Source organism: Neobacillus endophyticus (assembly GCF_013248975.1).
Classification (GTDB): domain Bacteria; phylum Bacillota; class Bacilli; order Bacillales; family Cytobacillaceae; genus Neobacillus; species Neobacillus endophyticus.
This window is the reverse complement of sequence record NZ_JABRWH010000003.1, coordinates 20,660-37,029: the sequence shown is the minus strand read 5'-3', so window position 1 is coordinate 37,029 and position 16,370 is coordinate 20,660. Positions and strand designations below refer to the sequence as shown.

At 36.6% G+C, this 16,370-nt stretch carries 24 protein-coding genes and 1 pseudogene; 7 read left to right on the top strand and 18 right to left on the bottom strand.

Annotated features, from left to right (window positions below):
- From HPT25_RS28215 to HPT25_RS28190, 6 genes and pseudogenes are all read left to right on the top strand, one after another.
- On the top strand, positions 1-213 hold a 213-nt coding region (locus tag HPT25_RS28215), incomplete at its 5' end, for a hypothetical protein (protein WP_173072198.1).
- 109 nt (positions 214-322) lie between these two features.
- Positions 323-538, top strand: coding sequence for a hypothetical protein (locus HPT25_RS28210; RefSeq protein WP_173072196.1), 216 nt, complete (start codon positions 323-325; stop codon positions 536-538).
- A 66-nt stretch (positions 539-604) separates the two neighbouring features.
- Entirely contained in the window at positions 605-841 is a 237-nt protein-coding gene (locus tag HPT25_RS28205; RefSeq protein WP_173072194.1) for a hypothetical protein, read from the top strand.
- 181 nt (positions 842-1,022) lie between these two features.
- Positions 1,023-1,871 (top strand): annotated as a pseudogene (locus HPT25_RS29320) (FtsK/SpoIIIE domain-containing protein); the annotation flags it as partial.
- Between the two features lie 430 nt (positions 1,872-2,301).
- The gene (locus HPT25_RS28195) at positions 2,302-2,937 is read left to right on the top strand and encodes a replication-relaxation family protein (protein ID WP_312857373.1); all 636 of its coding nucleotides are present in this window, start codon (positions 2,302-2,304) and stop codon (positions 2,935-2,937) included.
- A 158-nt stretch (positions 2,938-3,095) separates the two neighbouring features.
- Positions 3,096-3,758 carry a hypothetical protein gene (locus tag HPT25_RS28190; protein ID WP_173072190.1) on the top strand — a complete coding sequence of 221 codons (663 nt, stop codon included), beginning with the start codon at positions 3,096-3,098 and terminating at the stop codon, positions 3,756-3,758.
- Between the two features lie 27 nt (positions 3,759-3,785).
- Here the strand turns inward: HPT25_RS28190 and HPT25_RS28185 are convergent, their stop codons facing one another.
- From HPT25_RS28185 to HPT25_RS28175, 3 genes are all read right to left on the bottom strand, one after another.
- Positions 3,786-4,100 (bottom strand): hypothetical protein, encoded by a 315-nt coding sequence (locus HPT25_RS28185; protein WP_173072188.1) that lies wholly within the window; start codon positions 4,098-4,100, stop codon positions 3,786-3,788.
- 47 nt (positions 4,101-4,147) lie between these two features.
- Positions 4,148-4,342 carry a hypothetical protein gene (locus HPT25_RS28180; RefSeq protein WP_173072186.1) on the bottom strand — a complete coding sequence of 65 codons (195 nt, stop codon included), beginning with the start codon at positions 4,340-4,342 and terminating at the stop codon, positions 4,148-4,150.
- 470 nt (positions 4,343-4,812) lie between these two features.
- Positions 4,813-5,361 carry a hypothetical protein gene (locus HPT25_RS28175; RefSeq protein ID WP_173072184.1) on the bottom strand — a complete coding sequence of 183 codons (549 nt, stop codon included), beginning with the start codon at positions 5,359-5,361 and terminating at the stop codon, positions 4,813-4,815.
- A 292-nt stretch (positions 5,362-5,653) separates the two neighbouring features.
- Between HPT25_RS28175 and HPT25_RS28170 the strand changes: the two genes are divergently transcribed.
- Positions 5,654-6,394 carry a CPBP family intramembrane glutamic endopeptidase gene (locus HPT25_RS28170; RefSeq protein ID WP_173072182.1) on the top strand — a complete coding sequence of 247 codons (741 nt, stop codon included), beginning with the start codon at positions 5,654-5,656 and terminating at the stop codon, positions 6,392-6,394.
- Between the two features lie 266 nt (positions 6,395-6,660).
- Here HPT25_RS28170 and HPT25_RS28165 read toward each other — a convergent pair whose 3' ends face one another.
- The 15 genes from HPT25_RS28165 to HPT25_RS28095 form a co-directional block, all read right to left on the bottom strand.
- A complete protein-coding gene (locus tag HPT25_RS28165; protein WP_173072180.1) occupies positions 6,661-7,488 on the bottom strand; it encodes a hypothetical protein in 828 nt (275 codons plus the stop codon).
- 341 nt (positions 7,489-7,829) lie between these two features.
- Positions 7,830-8,054 (bottom strand): hypothetical protein, encoded by a 225-nt coding sequence (locus HPT25_RS28160; protein WP_173072178.1) that lies wholly within the window; start codon positions 8,052-8,054, stop codon positions 7,830-7,832.
- A gap of 30 nt (positions 8,055-8,084) precedes the next feature.
- Positions 8,085-8,258: a hypothetical protein gene (locus HPT25_RS28155; RefSeq protein ID WP_173072176.1), complete on the bottom strand. Its 174-nt coding sequence runs from the start codon at positions 8,256-8,258 to the stop codon at positions 8,085-8,087.
- 80 nt (positions 8,259-8,338) lie between these two features.
- Complete coding sequence (locus HPT25_RS28150; protein WP_173072174.1) at positions 8,339-9,010, bottom strand: hypothetical protein; 672 nt, start codon at positions 9,008-9,010, stop codon at positions 8,339-8,341.
- 99 nt (positions 9,011-9,109) lie between these two features.
- Positions 9,110-11,872, bottom strand: coding sequence for a phage tail tape measure protein (locus HPT25_RS28145; RefSeq protein WP_173072172.1), 2,763 nt, complete (start codon positions 11,870-11,872; stop codon positions 9,110-9,112).
- 11 nt (positions 11,873-11,883) lie between these two features.
- A complete protein-coding gene (locus HPT25_RS28140; protein WP_217270038.1) occupies positions 11,884-12,204 on the bottom strand; it encodes a hypothetical protein in 321 nt (106 codons plus the stop codon).
- Between the two features lie 102 nt (positions 12,205-12,306).
- Entirely contained in the window at positions 12,307-13,116 is an 810-nt protein-coding gene (locus HPT25_RS28135) for a hypothetical protein (protein WP_173072168.1), read from the bottom strand.
- A 9-nt stretch (positions 13,117-13,125) separates the two neighbouring features.
- Positions 13,126-13,551, bottom strand: coding sequence for a hypothetical protein (locus HPT25_RS28130; RefSeq protein WP_173072166.1), 426 nt, complete (start codon positions 13,549-13,551; stop codon positions 13,126-13,128).
- A gap of 178 nt (positions 13,552-13,729) precedes the next feature.
- The gene (locus tag HPT25_RS28125; RefSeq protein WP_173072164.1) at positions 13,730-13,945 is read right to left on the bottom strand and encodes a hypothetical protein; all 216 of its coding nucleotides are present in this window, start codon (positions 13,943-13,945) and stop codon (positions 13,730-13,732) included.
- A gap of 10 nt (positions 13,946-13,955) precedes the next feature.
- The gene (locus HPT25_RS28120; RefSeq protein WP_173072162.1) at positions 13,956-14,120 is read right to left on the bottom strand and encodes a hypothetical protein; all 165 of its coding nucleotides are present in this window, start codon (positions 14,118-14,120) and stop codon (positions 13,956-13,958) included.
- Positions 14,121-14,132: 12 nt separating this feature from the next.
- A complete protein-coding gene (locus tag HPT25_RS28115; RefSeq protein ID WP_173072160.1) occupies positions 14,133-14,819 on the bottom strand; it encodes a hypothetical protein in 687 nt (228 codons plus the stop codon).
- Positions 14,819-14,974, bottom strand: coding sequence for a hypothetical protein (locus HPT25_RS28110; RefSeq protein ID WP_173072158.1), 156 nt, complete (start codon positions 14,972-14,974; stop codon positions 14,819-14,821). Before HPT25_RS28110 ends, HPT25_RS28115 begins: the two co-directional genes overlap by 1 nt.
- Positions 14,975-15,022: 48 nt before the next feature.
- Positions 15,023-15,319, bottom strand: coding sequence for a hypothetical protein (locus HPT25_RS28105; RefSeq protein ID WP_173072156.1), 297 nt, complete (start codon positions 15,317-15,319; stop codon positions 15,023-15,025).
- Between the two features lie 16 nt (positions 15,320-15,335).
- Complete coding sequence (locus tag HPT25_RS28100) at positions 15,336-15,821, bottom strand: ERCC4 domain-containing protein (protein WP_217270037.1); 486 nt, start codon at positions 15,819-15,821, stop codon at positions 15,336-15,338.
- A 44-nt stretch (positions 15,822-15,865) separates the two neighbouring features.
- Positions 15,866-16,228 carry a hypothetical protein gene (locus HPT25_RS28095; protein WP_173072154.1) on the bottom strand — a complete coding sequence of 121 codons (363 nt, stop codon included), beginning with the start codon at positions 16,226-16,228 and terminating at the stop codon, positions 15,866-15,868.
- Positions 16,229-16,370 lie beyond the last annotated feature (142 nt).

Genomic DNA, 16,370 nt, shown 5'->3' with positions numbered 1-16,370 from the left:
GAAGCCAAAACTTACAATCACAATCCATTCAACGAATTAGAAAAATCCTGGTATCTGATGGATATTGCTACCTTAAATGACCTATGTGATAAAGCCAAGACCAAAGAGCAGCACGAAATGATTCTCGACCATATGTATCGATTCGATGCAACCAGAGTGGACTATTTCAAACGAATTGAGAAGAAAATCATTAACCGCTACTGGGAGGGGTAAGCATGGAGCAGCAATGCAAAGATTGTGGTCAGGTCAGGGATTCTTACCTTTTTACGAATAATGAGGATGTTTGCGATTACTGCTGGGCAATGAGGGGAGGGAACTAGTCGTGGATATTCCTAAAATGCCGAAACCTAAAACCCTAATGGAAATGAGCATGCTGAGATCCGTATTAGCCGATAAATTGTTTGATTTACGAAAAGAAAATCAACTCACTCTAATTGAACTGCTTCAATTGTTGGCTGATTTTCAAGCATGGTTAGCTAAAGCATCAGTAAAAGAAGCGATTGCGAATCGGAAAAATTGGAGTGAGGAAGAATGCTAGGTATATTTTTCGGCTGCGTTGGTTTTTCCATTGGCTATATCTATGGCTGGGTGAAAGGGGTGGAAGATGGTGAAAGTTATTCCATTCAAAGTTTTTATGATCGGTCCAAAGCCTAGCATCTTGTCTGGGATAGATGGGGGCTTGACCTTTTTCATAGGTTTAGGCTCGACTCTTTTGATACTGATTGCCCTTGAAAAGCTTGGCGTGACGATCAATGAAACGCTAGTGCGTGCAGTGAGCTATGGGGCTATGGGATTCGGCTTTCTGATGCTATGCTGGAAGTTGGTACTTTTAGTAGGCTAGGTTGCAGAAATTTCTTTGGTATGTACCGATATTAGTATTTTTATAGCATTCTGCTTGTACAATTCAGTACTGATTGCTTAAAACTATTAGGTCCCTTCCCAATACTCCTACGTCGTTACTGGGCCCCTCCCCAATTTTTTCGAATTCGCATTTTGTTGCGAAACTACCGAGGTGAAAAATCATGCTTGAATGGGCAATCGTTCCAGCTTTAATTGGAGCTGCCGCCTTTATTCCAAAGGGAAAACAAAATGATCGAAAAAAAATTGAGCTTATCTTTAAAAATGTCGGTTATGGTATCCGAGAGAAGGACGGGAAGCTAAGAATCCCTCGCTACAAGTCAAAGAAGGCCATTTACGAAGGTTTTGAGATGATTGAAACTAAATGCAAGGGCAAGTGTAAAACTTGCAAAAACGAGGTAAATGTAGGCTCTGAAGTGTATTGGAATTCAGGAAACAGTACTGTCATCCATAAAAAATGCTTTGATCCTTCAAAAGCAATCCGCTTGGGGACCATTTATAAGTTTAGCATCATACCAGGTCTTGGAGCCTCTAATATGCAAAAGAAAGAAAAAGAAGCAAAAGTCTTTACCGATGGTTTGCAAAAACCTGTTTCAATTGAATTCAAGAAGACGTTAAATATCAGTGTTTATGATGAGGAATTGTCAACAATGTTCCCTTACACAGATGTGCCTAAAAATAAAAAAGGCTGGATAGTTCCAATAGGCAAGGCAATACATGGAATGATTTGGCACAATTTCGATCACGTTCCTCATATGACCGTTGCCGGCACTACTCGCTTTGGTAAATCCGTTATGCTGCGAATGATGATGACATATCTAATTGAAACGCATCCGGAAGATGTAGAATTTTACATCATAGATTTAAAAGGATTATTGGAGTTTGGACGCTATGAAAATTTGAAACAAATAAAATACGTTGCTGGGAATCCTCTCGATGCCACTCAATTATTAGATTTCCTCGAATCTCAATACCAAAAAGACTACGTTTATTTCCGTCAAAACTACTTATCCAATGTAGTAGATACCAAGATTAAGAAAAGACGCTTTGTGATTGTCGATGAAGCTGCACAACTTGCCCCTGAAAAATGGATGCCTGAAACAATGAAAAAACAATTGAATTACTGCCAAACACAATTAGCCAAGATCGCGTATCTTACTGGAGCCTTGGGGTACCGTCTGATATTTGCCACTCAATATCCTACAGCTGACACACTTCCCCGGATGATTAAACAGAACGCTGATGCAAAGATTAGTTTCCGTTTACCAAGTGGATACGCATCAGGAGTGGCCATAGACGATTTAGGAGCTGAGGAATTGCCCTCTGATGTAAAAGGGAGGGCCTTATTTAAAACACACGAATTGAAGGAATTACAGGTTCCATTTTTAAGCCAGGACGAAATGTGGACCCGATTAGAAAAGTATGCGAAAGGAGTAAGCAAGAATGAAGTACCTTACGCAAGTGGAGAAGAAACAACAACGCCAGGAGGAAATCTTATTAAGTTTGGAGGTAATGCGATTCGCGACAAGGGAGCAGCTCCAAATAAAGCACCAGCTAGGGACAGACAGAAACGCCTTAAAAATTCTAGGATCCATGAAGGAATACCTTCAAGTGAAGACACACCAAGGCAGGAATATTTATTACCTAAACGCAAAAGGAAGGGAATTAGTCGGAAGCACGATAGAGGCGAAATGGAGCCTACAGATCGAACACCACCTGATGAGAAATGATATGTATCTGTACTATTACTGCCCGAAAGACTGGAGAATAGAAGAACCCATTCAATTTAAATATAAAGAGGGCTTTACTTATGTAGATATTACGCTTATTCCAGATGCTACTTTCACACTTACAGGCAATTATTATTTTCTGGAGGTCGATCGCACTCAATCAATGGCTGATAACAAAAAGAAAATCGAGTTATACTCCAAGCTAAATCCGGTAATGAAAGAACAATTCAATCAAATCCCAACCCTTGTTTTTTATACGATATCAACGCTTCGCCGAGATAAACTGAAAGACCTCTGTACTGAATACAAAGTTAATTGCCGCGTTTATACAAAAGAGGACATTCAGTGATTGAACAACTTCTTTATTAACAATAACATTAGCATAAATATTAACAATAATTTTAATGCGCATATGGTTTTTGTCGAAAAGCAAGTGTTCCTTTTATTGTAAAAGATAGTAAAATTTATCTAGTAATGTTTGTCCATAAAATAATAAGGAGCCTTTTAATGATACCGTTCATTGGAGATATTAGTTTTATAGCATTGGTTGTTTTTATTGTACTTGCAATTAGATCGAAATTAAAAGGTACTGGTAAAACAAAAAAAATGTGGTTATATGCTGCAGGTTGTTTAGTTGTGCTAGTGATATGTTTTGCAATTGATCCAGGAAGTTCACAGAAAGCGAGTGTTAGTCAAAAACAGAAATCGAAAGCCATTGAAGCAACTAAAACAGTTAAACAAGTGCCAAAAACAGTTAAAGATAACCCCGCAAAGAATTCAAATGTATTATCTGTGGATACTCCTGTTTCAGACCAGTATTTAGAGGGTTTTCTTACATTTATGGATCAATTTCATTCTAATTTACTTCAAGAGGTAAACGAGAATCCGAACTCATCGAATGTTTCGATTTTTATCGGTAAAGAAAATGCAGAAGGATGGAAGAGATTCGACAAAGTAAATACTACAACTTCCAAGGGGCTCGATGCCCAATTTGATAAAAGAAACGACGTTATGATGGCATGGCAATCATTATTTGAATGGGATATGGCTTATAATAGTTACATTATGCATGACAGTAACATGGATTTAAAAACTATAAATCAAAAAGAAACAGCATTTTTTAATGATTTCCAAAAAGCACAAAGTAATTTTAAGAATAAACAAAATTAACAATATAAATTAGAGGACGACGTAATTTTACGCCGCCCTCTTTTTTAAAAATGGAAATGAATTGATGGCTTCTCGAATTTTCATCGCTAAATTCAGATTTTTTAATTCTGAGCCTGAATTCTGCACTGCTGTCAGTAACCGATTAAGTTCTTCAAGGCTAAATGATATAACGGCTTCACTGTTATTTTCTAACGTTCTATAGTACTCTTCTACTTCCTTTTCAAATCTTTCTTCTTCCTCACGAAAAAACTCTTGCCACGCTAACTCTTCTTCTTCTCTTATCCTTTTTAAATCTTCAACAGATAATTGTAGTTCATTTTCAGACAATTGCTCCTCGGACATATGTTTTTCCTCCTTAGACGGCATTTAGCCGTCATATTCTTTTTTTCTTACAGTGGTAAGTCATCATCATCAATGTTGAAGCTAGTAAATGTTTCCATTTCAACTGATGCTGACTCAAATAAATTGTTAAGCAGTTCAATATCACGGAAATTGATTGAGCTTTGGTTCATAATCATATTTTGAAGATAGAACCAGTCAGCCATTGGAATACAAAAAAGAACAGTAACTTTATCATTAAACATAATGATTTTCCTCCTTTCCTCGATCTCAATAACATCGTAGCTTCATGCAGGCTAAATTCTAACCCCTTTGAAAAATAAAAAAATTACGAGGTAAATAATGGAGTTTTATAGGAGATTTCTTGCAAAATAATCATTGTAACAGCCGCAAATCACTGTTCGAACACCTTGAAAAAATAAATAATTCTATAGGATTCAGGCCAAATAAATTAGTGTACCTTCAAATCTCTAATATTCGAATACCGTTTAAGTTATGGTCATAGGTTCAAATGGGTATATCTGAGGGGTACCCACTTCTCCCTATGAATCGATTCATAGGCCTTGGCTCTTTTCTTTCTAGATTTTTCAGGGGTTCAGTCCTTTCGAAATGACACCGATTTTCCGACAAATACACTCTGTAGCATTAACTTTTAAAGGGAAATCCGACTAAATTTTAGGGGCTTAAAATTACCAACAAAAAAAAGCACCATTTTTTACGATGCTTCTTTTAGAACTTGATATTTGATCATATTTTCTAAATTGCTAAATGCCAAGACTATTGGTTCAACCTCTTTTGACACAGCATCTAGCTCCGCTTGGCTAATTACCACTGCAATGCCAGATACTTCGTAAAGTTTTTGTTTCTGCTCTTTGTAATCAATATACGCGTCCCAAGCTTTGAAAATAATTTCTACTTGTTCTCTTGGAAAATACTTAATGATTTCTTCTTTATCAACATGAAGATCAGATGGTGCAGATTCTAACTTATTCAAAATATTCAACGGGTCTACATCAACAATTGCGTAATAAGCTTTTTCCGACTCTCTCCATATTTGACGAGCTAACTGTTTCTTTCTGATTTCATTAAATTCCTTCTGTCTTTGTTCTTCTCGCTCATACAATTCCTTACTCAATTCAAGTGTTGCTCTTGCTGTATCAGCTGCATTTTTCGTAGCCTTCCATAATAGGAAACTAAAAACTATCGTCGCTAACACTCCAACTCCAGTAAAAATCAAGGAAAATAAGGATATATTGGTTTCCATAAACACCCTCCTAGCCTTTAATTTACCATGTATATTCATGTCGAATATATATTTTTTTACCAAGTATAGCCGAAATATTTTATTAAATATTTATGTTCCTAACCATTCTCGTAAATTCGCAACATAACCTGAGTTATGTATAGGTTAAATCGCAATAAAAAGACACCTTCATTTAGATTCCTTTAAATACTTGAACCTATGACTCTTTTTTATTTATTCATCTTTTAAAAGGTACTTTTGTACTACATCCTAAACAAGGGTAATAAGATGGTAAAAACGGGAGGGGGACAACATGTTTAGTGCATTTAGAAAAAACATCAAATACTTAGAGGAGGTTTCATTAACTAAAGGTGTTCTATTTTTTGCAATCGTACCTCTAACAATCGTTATGTTAAATGCCAACTTTCTTAAAAATTCATACTTTGACTCAATTTTATGTTATTTCGTTATGATTGCTTATGCTTTACTTGTTGGAAGAAGAGAACTGTTACTAAAACCCAATGGGTCATTTAAGAAAAACATTAAAATTGTCTTTGGGATATTTGCAGCAAGCGCTATACTGGGCATGATAGGGGTAAAAATTATAGGTACTGACAACCCGCAGGGGTTAGATGGCGTAGTTTATACGGGATCGCAATATTTGAAGTTAAACTCGATATTACCATTGATTGGTTTCGGCGAAGAGTTTTTATGTGTATTGACTTTTATTGGCTTATTTACATTACTGCCTGGCGAATTATTAAGAAGATTCCTATTTTCCCTCTTAGGATCCTCACTGATTTTTGGACTTCTACACGCATTTCATAGTCCTTTTACCGCCGTTCTTGCAATTGGATTGGGACATATTCCATTTATCTTTGCTACCCTGTATTATAAATCAATCCTGCCAGCCATCGGTGCACATATAATGTGGGATGGCATGAATTTTTTTGGGCATTACAACGAGGAATTATATTTTACATTCTGTTCTGTTTTAATAATTGCATATTTTGTCTACATTTTCATACCAAAAAAGAAAGCTGTGCCGAGTTAAATAGTTAGAAGCGACCTTTATTAATGGTTGCTACATAAGGGTAAATTTAAATCAACATCGAGGGAGGGGTAGCCATTTGGGCTACTCCTTTATTTTTTAATACTGAGCAAATAACTTTATTTTTGTAATCGTTTTCATTTACAATATAATTAGGTCGGATGGCAAAGGTGGCCATCATGGTATGCAGCGTAGGTGGGGCTGGTACTTAACGGGAGCGAATATGCTCTATTTTTTTTGCAATAAAAAAACACCCTCAAAAGGATGTTTTAAAGATTTATATGATCAAAAATGGCCTGTGATGCTGCTTGCCCCCATTGTGGGTCAGTAACGACTTTAGAAAACACTTTTAATAAAGCCGCTTCTCCAATTCCATATAATTTATTAGCGAGAGCTTTTAGTTTACTCGGAGAAGGTGCAGGTTTACTGATTTCCTCTTGGACCTCATTTGCAACTTTCTCTACTTCGGCCTTTTTCTCTTCAGGAATTAGCTGGTGTTTGTTTACTTCATCCATTATTTTGTTCACGATATTTTCATAATGAGATGTCTGATTTATCTCTTTACCTATAGCAATATTGCTGCCACCAGAAGCATTTATATGTCCATAATTAAATATTTGCAGAGTACTTCCTGTTATTTCTTCTTTACCATCGACCACATCTTCGACCAAATCATTTAAACGATTAAGAAGCTCCCTTAAACACGGAGAAGCAACTTCTAGTACAAATTGTTGTATATTTTCATCTAATTGCGAGTGCTTATATATTCTATGAGATAAACCTTCTAAGGAAAGTTCCCCTTTTGATACTTGACTAAATATCTGTAGAACGTAAGCAATTTGACCGTCTATTTCGGTCGGTAAGTTTAACTCCGTAACCCAAAAGCCATTATTTGAAGTGTGTATTTGATCAAAATCAACTGATAAATTCATTAACGGTGTAACTATGGAGTTAATTACACTGTCTTCATTTATAATTGATACAAATCTCTTAATTCTTGCTTTGTATGTATTATAGCCCGCATTTAAAATGTCAGAAGCTGCTGATTCAAAATCTCGAATTGATCTTTTAACAACCTTTGCAGAAAATTTGCTCATAAATTTCTTCCCCTTTTTGATCTAATCTTTTGTTTAGAATACAACAAGCAAAGATTAAATAACGATTATAAATTCCAACTACGATATATAAGAAGTTCACGACTAATACTGTGACTTCTTTTTTAATTCGGTAAAAGGAATTTATTTACCTTTATTTTGCTTTTGATAAATAATTTTTTGTAAAAATAAAAACACCCACCACCATTACAGTAGTAGGTATTTAAGGAAAGGAGTAAGAATATGCTGCTCCTATTATAACATTATTATATAAATATTAATGTTAATATTTATATTTACATTAATACTAATTACGTATATTTTATACTCTTCATCCCCTAAGCTTAGCTTTTGATTTTTTGCCCGGACTCATCAAAAAATTCATATTGATATCCTTTAATCATCGAACACATTGAATGAATATCACTGCAGGGTAGTGGTTCCCATTCTGTCATTAATCCTTCGTCAACGAATTTCTGATTTACTTTTAACATTTCCGAATGGAAATCCACTTGATTAGCAGTTACTTGCTTTGATTTCACTAAAGTTTTAATTCTAACTGGTCGCATCAGTTCTCACCTTCCCTTTTTTATTCCAAATTATTTAACTTCATATCCGCTGATCACTGCACTAAGGAAGCCATTAGGTAATACTGAATGTGTTATATCAACTTCCAAACCCTCATTCTGCATTTCTTGAACGGCGTTTAGCAGTTCCACTTCGGAATCATCAATTTTTGACAAAATGTGCTTTACTTTCACAATGTTTTTCATTTCCCCAACTCCTTTCTGTTTAAAGAGTGGGCAAACAAACGTGCTCACCCACTTTGCTTTATTTAAAAATCGAATAGTTTCTAAGCTTGATAAAATTCTCCTTGGAAATCCAACACCAAATTCAAGGTAATCGAGCTACTTGTATTACAAGTTAGAGCTAATTGTCCATTTGCTACGCTAAGGGAAGCAATATTTATTGCCCCGCCTAAGACTTTAATTTCGTCTGTCGTCGTTAAATCCGTTCCATTGTAAGAAAGATCTACAAGGTAACTCATCATATTTGCCCCATCGTTATTTTGAATGGACAGCCTACCTGCAAGCCTCGTCGGTATGGTAAATAAATTAATAATATTGTTTGAACTTGCTGTTGTAGTAATTGGATTTTTAGGGAAATTGAATCCTTCTAAGGTTGTCCCTAATTCTCCTGCATTCCCGGTGTACTGGAGAATGGTGGTAGGCTCAGTAGCTGAATAAATTTTCCCTGTTCTGCTTCCTGAGAAGCCTTTTACTAATATCGGGCAATTGGAAACAAACAGATTGCCGACTGCCGCTCCATATGAATTTAAAATAGCAACCTTGCAATTCTGAATTACAATTCCATCTACTGATCCAAAGCCGGTGACAACAAGACCATTATCAAGACCGTTAATTACATTCTGGACTACTTCATTTTTATTTAAAGTTGCGACTGTATCATGAAATAAATAAACTCCGTTATCTCTTTTAGTAAAATGCGTTGCGATTTCTCTCATTATGTTTCACTTGTCCCTTTGTTAAAATATCGAGTGGTAGATGGGCAAACAAGTTGTTCGCCATCTACCAGCCAAAATTCAAATTTGAATTCAGCTAACTTAAAATGCCCCCATATTAACTGTTGTCCCTGCGTTCATCATGTTTCGACGCGTGACTTTCCCCATCTTTTTGATAACCAATTCGGCAATATCCTCTGCTCGTTGATGTGGATGAGGATGGATATGAATTTCGACTGCTCCACTACCTCCAACTGCTACTCCGCTATTGCTGTTAAAGGATTTGTTAACTCCATTAGCCAATTGAACTGTGGATTTGTGAGCCATTCCTGCATTACGATCAATACCCAGAGCTAAACCATGTACAATGTCTTTCCCATGTCCCATAAAGACTTTGGATGGAGAATTACTTTTCACTACACCTTTGAACCACTTAGAAATGTTACCACCTAAAGATTCAATAGCCTTTTGAGCATTTCCGAACATACCTGTGATTCCGTTAACCAATCCACTTACAATGTCACTTCCCCATTGAAAAGCAGCATCTTTCCAACCGCTGGCAATTTTCTTTATTCCATTCCATCCATCAGTGAAGATTTTTCCAACATCTTTCCACAAGGAACTAGTCGTGGTTTTCAGATCTGTCCAAGCCTTTTTCCAATTACCAGTCAATAAATCTAGGCCTATTTTAATTAAGCCTGAGATATAGTCCCATTCTGTTTTAATAATATCTCTAAAAAGATTCCACGTCGTTTGAACAACGGGAACAAGAGCTGTCCAAAGAGCTTTAAAAGTAGCTCCAATGATTGTGCCGACTGTTTTAATTTCTATCCAGACATTTTTCATATAAGTTGTTACAATTGTCGAAATGATTGGCCAAACCGTTCGAGTAATTTGCATGACTTGTGGCCAAATGGACTTAACAAAGGAGACAATCCCGCCCCATGCTGATGTAAGAGTTGTCCAAACTGATTTTGCTGCATTTCCAACTGTAGTTTTTATTTGATTAATAATTGGTGGGATACTACCGGCAATCTTCATTAACCCTGATATAGTATTTTTACTAAAACCGAGTTTTTGTAAGAGATCGATTCCCTTTCCTCCACCTGTTCCAGTGAAAATCATGAATAATCCTTGACCTAAATTCTTAAGGTCACTCCATATTTTTTTGAGAAACGGACCCACAGTTCCCCAGTTTTTATAAATAAGGTATCCTCCTGCTGCTACGGCTGCTATTCCAGCAAGGAGTGGTCCAGATGTTAAGATGGCACCAAATTTCGTTAATTCGCCTGCTTCCGATGTGAGCTTTAGCATACCAAAGGCACCTTTTAGCATTTTAAATGAGCCAGCAAAAATTTTGACTATGCCTGTTGTGGTTACCATGCCTACTGAAAGAAGCGCAAAATCACCAATTACTTTTGCGACTCCTGGATGAGCTTCTGAAAATTTCAACATACTGCCTAATAATTTATTGATGCTGGCTATCGCAGGATTCAATGTCATTGCCAATTGTTGTCCTACCCGAAGCATTAAGGACATGCCGTTGGATTTAAGTAAATTTAACTGACCTTCCGGAGTCTTCTGCAAATCTGCGTTAATCTGCTCCATGCTCTTGGTATGACCCAATTGCTTTCGCATTTGTGTTAATTGTTCTAGAGTTGTCTTATTAGCTAAGATACTTGCAGCATTCCCACCATACGACCCAAAAATGTCGTGATAGGCTTGTGTAAGGTCTTTATTGTTCAGTTTCTTACCATCATTTATCATGGTGGTGAGCATTCCGTTAAGATTAACAATTTTCCCGTTCTTATCAAAGAATGGCGAGTTCCCGTTCTTATCTACAAACCCTAACTTTTCCATTGCCGCCCATGCTTTAGGTGTGCCTTTTTTGGTTGGGCCACCGCCAACTAGTCCTGGAATTAACCTCAGAATCATGTCAGCTGCATTGGTACCACCATGTGAACCAGTCAATCCAACCCTATTAGCTACTGCAGATAATCCAAGAATATCGCTTTGGCTCATTCCCAATGTCTGGGCTTTAGGAGCTAAATAGGTCAAAGTTTGTACGAGTGAACTACTATCCCCCGGTTGCATCATTGAGTATTTATTAAAATCATTCAAAAAGTTTTCGAAGCTTTTTGGGTCATAGTTCTTAAATACGTGAGCCATTTCAATGGCTTGCTGTGTACTTTGAAGAGCATCACTTGATTTATGCTCATACATCTGAACTTCAGCATATTTTGACACGGGTAACAACAAGCTTTGAGCCTGTTTAATATTACTGAATCCACCAGAGGTTAGTTTTTGAGCTATCTGAGAAACTTGCATGTCATTAAATTTAGAAACAGCTGCCGATGTATTCATGACCGCATCGCCGAATGCTTGCATTTGTTTTGTGCTGGCCCCTGTTGAATCTTGAATAACGGTCATGTTTGCTTGGAATTCCCCAGCTTTTTTGACCATTTCGAAAAGCCCGAATGCCCCAAAAGCTCCTGTTGCAAGATTCCCAACCCCCGACATTGCTAAGTCTCGACCTGCCGTATACTCAGCTTGAGCAGCAGCCATATCACGTTGGTATTGAGCCATTCGCATATAACTGGATTCCATTGCAGCAATATCTTGTCTTGCCATACCCACTCTTTGTAAATCGCTAGCCATGTTTGCAAATGCTTTTTGGTCACCCATTCTTGTTAATGAGGCATTGATCGCATCGATTTCCGCTCTGCTTTTCCCCATCATTTTCATGGCGTTGTTAAGGGTTTTAAATTTGCCTTCTGCTGCCGTAACTGAACTGATCATTGACCTTAATGGTCCTGTGAAGAAGTCGAGTGCCCGTATTTCTACGGCGAGGAGCATATCTGACATTTAATCACCGCCTATGATATTTTATTTTGTTGAGCAAACACCTTATATTCTTCTAATAGTCCCTTTTCTTTTAAGAACAGGTGACATTGTTTCATTATGTCATCCTGTGCTGTTAAAAGATTGGTTTGTGTGACTATTGTTTTGTTCTGCTCAAGAAGAAGACTTTGATATTTCAGAGACTCCTTCTCCATCTTTCTGATGTACCTCATGATGAGCTTATCCATCCTAGTCTGTTCGCTCTTAGTAATAGTCCCCGCATCTTTCTTTTTCTCCAGCTCTACCAACCTCTGAAACTGCTTGTCCAATGGTATCACCTCTTTTACAAAACGCATCTTTTGTAACAAATTATCATTAACGATAATAAATACATATTTGTTTTCACTAATATTAATATTAATGTTAATTTTATGGTGGAGCCCGTGACCTGTTCACATTTAAACTCCTACTGATTTCTTTTTAAAACTACTTCCCTTCCAAGCTCTTACTCTTTGAGAAAGTATAGATGTTTCAATTCCCATTTCGGCTGCAATTTCTTTATAGCTCATACCAGCTTTTTTCATTCGGGAATAATCAGAATAGGTAAACCACCTAGTGCCACCTTTCTTTCCACTCCTGTATTCCTCAAGTTCTTCTGGAGAAAGGTAATATGTTGTCACACCGAAAACAGATATCTTTGGTTGTATATGAAAATTTTCTGTTGGAGTATGTTCTTTCTTAGGCTCTTCAAATTTTTCCTCGTCCTTATCCCAATAATCCTCAAGCAATTCTTTCATGCTCATTTTATCAATCTGCATATCTGCTTCTTCGATATTATCAATTAGATCCAGAGAGACAGATTTACGTTGTAATTCTGGCTTTGTTTCAATGATTTCCTCTAAAATAGCCCTTAGCCTATTCCAAACATTTTGCCGTTCCTGATATTTACCGTATTCAAATTTACTTAAAGAGCTTTGTTCTTGAAACGTGAGTTTTTTATAAGCTTCTGAAAAAGCTTCTGCTCGTAAACTCCACCATTTTTCTTGCTGTTCATGACCTTCTTTTAATTCGATCAGATGAATAGCATACTCAACTGGATCTACACTTTCTGAATAAATGGACCCTATACCATAATCAAATGCAGAACGGGTAGGATGAATGTCGTCATAAGCTTGTTGTATTTCATAGGCATGTTGAATTCGTAACTCCTGTAAACGTCTTTCAGCTAATTCATATTGCGTATATTCTGATTGGCTCATCCGGTACATAACTTTTACCTACTCATATCTAGCTTTAGCAGCATCAGAAATTTTTTTATAGGCAGCATGCAATATTTGATTTACTCTTTGGCTACTAAGGAGAAAGAATTCACTGATTTCCTTTAACGTTTCCCCATCAATTCGATGATCTACCATAGTAGCTTCTCTTGCTGTTAGAATTTCCTCACCAATTACCGCATCATTAATGATTTCTATAAGCTGTTCCACTTCTTCTAGTCGCTTAGTTATGGCTATTTCTTGGTCAAAATCCCTCCCACTAACCTGAATAAGTCTTTTTTGAAGTTTCTCTCGCTTATTGAGTAATTCGGAGTATTCGTGCACAGCTTTTCTTATTTTCCAAAGAGAAATGCCCTCCTTTACTTCAACAGTAGATCCAATTTCCTTTATATGAAGAGACACTTCCGCTGCTTCTCTTAGGGACATATCACCAACCTCCGTCCTATGGGTAACCACCCTATCTGCTCGATTTTTCCTTTAAAACAGCACCTACATAATTGTGCTTATGTTATGAATTTTTAATTTAGATTGATATAGTCAGATTTCTATATGGAGCCAAAATGAAATTTTTAATTTTGGCCCCTTTTTCTCAATCGTAATTTAACTACAGGAGGTTAAGTTGATCGAGTTCTTGTTCCAGTTGTTTAGCCTTTTCTTTTAATTCCTCGTTTTCCGTTTGTAAGTGTTTTACATATTCCTCACGAGCAATCAAGTCATTACAAGCTTCTTGTAATATTTTCAAGTCCCTTTCAAATACCTTGATTGTTAAGTTTCCCCAACGGCTAGGCTTTCGGTTTATTAACTCTTTTAATCTTTCCATTTCAAACTCCTTAATTTAGATGGCTTTTTTCGAATTCCTCGACAACCGATTTGACAAAGGCGCTAAATTGGTCCAATAAATCATTTTCAACGAGAAATAATTCGACAACACGCATGGCATTTTCATATTCAATCATCTTTTGTTCAAGATCTTTTACTCGTTTAGTTCTAATCAAGCGCAACGCCCCCTATTCAGCCCGATAGGTGTTCATAATGGTAAATTCCTTTAGTTCATCATCCTTAGTGATTAACAATTGAGGTTTGTTATGAATTGAATTTACCCAGTTATAAATATTGATTGGCTCGTTACCAAGGACACCGGCTGTCAAATGGACTGTGAGACCTTCCAGCATATTATATTTGCTTCTAAGCTGTTTCAACTTTTCAAAGTAAAATGCTTTGGCTGCTGTAATTTCAAGTTCTAACGGGGAAATAAACTCACTAAACATTTTGGTCTCGTAATCTTTCCAAGCCTGCACTAATGCTCCGATGGACTCCTCATCCCTTGATCTCTCTAATATTGCAATATCGAGTTCCAAGCTTTTAACTTCATGCCTTTTTTGTGAAATCTGCTCAGATAATTTCGCCATTTTCTTGCCTAATTGTTCAAGTTCAAACCCCTTTACTCGACCAGAGGAAAAGTCATAATTATAATTGCCTTCTTGGCTTAAAAGAGTTTGCATCTGACCTTGTAATTGCTCCAATTTATTCTTTTGAAGTTTGATTACACGTTGATTTTTTTCGTTTTCTAATTCTATTTTTTTCACCAATTGCTGAATCGTTGTTTCTAACTGGTCTAAAGAAGCTTCCTCTACCTGTTTAACTTGAGAATCGGAATTTTTTACTGCTTGTCCATTTTTATTGAAAAAGACCATTACTTTCCTTCCTCCAATTGAAGTGTTTTTTTATTAAAAGCTACGATTCTTTTAAATTCTGATCGTTCTTTTTCTGCCTGTAACAATTGTCTTAACTGGTCATCAGTGAAGCTTGAAGTATCAATGAACTTATCGAAGAAGTGCCGAATATCCATGAAATCACTCCACAATTAATGTTGTCGTTAAAGTTAATATTTATATTATTAATAACTACATAATCCGTGTTTGGTTGCGAATTTTAAAAACTCTTGATATCGTTGCTCGGCTTCCTTGTGATTGCCATAATGATTATAAAAATATTCCTCAGCTGGATCCCTGAAGAACTCAGCAAATTCTTCACCTAGCTCCACAGATTCGATAAATTTTCTTAACTTCGTTATTACAACTGCAGCTGGTTCATTTTCTAATGCACAATCGATAAATGCTCTTAAAATTGTTATTGCAAGCTCTGCATTTTCACTTTCTGCTTGAAAATCAATATTGTCTAATGTCGTTTCCAAAACAATCGCTCCTTTCTTAATCCTTTAATAAACTCCTGGCATGGTAATAAAGGTGATGGTAAATGTAGTTTCCGCTTACGGTTTTCGGAATGAATACCGTAGAGAAGTTGTACCTGGCTTCAAATGTTTTAAGACTTGCTAGCAAGGATTTTGGTTCATAATGGGATCGATATAGACCAAGTATGATGTTTTCGTAACCGTTTGGATCCTCGACGATTAAGGTGAAGTGTAATTTTTGGGACCGAATCAATTCGTTTTCCCATCTCGTCCGATCTTTTATGCTTTGCGCAAGCTCGTCCACGCTGTTTTTCCGCTCTATTGCAACCGGGATATATAAATCTCTTACAATCCCTAATTCCGGGTTCTTAGGTATCATGGCAGCATAATCAGCAGTATCGTTTTTCTTTACTTTGTACGGGATTTTCTTGGAGTTGAAATAGTTGATGATATGAAGGTTTTCCTGTTCCCTGCTATCAACTAGAACTGTAAGTGTTGGGAGCAATTTCTTTAATTCTTTGTCCGTATATTGATAAAGCGATAGGGCGTTTATAAGACAACGCCTTCCTTCAAAGGTGCATCACTTTCCCAAACATCGGAATCGCAGCTATCTTCAGGCAATCCAGCTTCTTTCATTACTACCCTAGCGTATTCCCAACACTCATCTAAACAATTGAACCCATTAACAGCATCAAGGTCTACACAGTTATAGCCATTATCTGAACTCTGAAGGATTACTACATAGTCGGGGTTATTTACAATATCTTCAATGGTAATCCAGATATCCGTAACGCCGTGAGGAACCAATATTATTTCCTGTCCTGTGACTCTTCCAACTTCTCTTAATCTCTTTACCAGATCTGTTTGCTCAGAAGTCTTTGTCTTAATAATCAACGCTTTTTCAATTTCCATTTCGATAATTCCCCTTTCCTTTTGACAAATCATTGTGTTTTCTTTTGCTATCTTCAACAAGGCATTTTGCATGGAAAATTTCATCACTGGAGACATTTTTAAACTTTGAAACTATTTCATGATCTGAGACATTACCGTTACG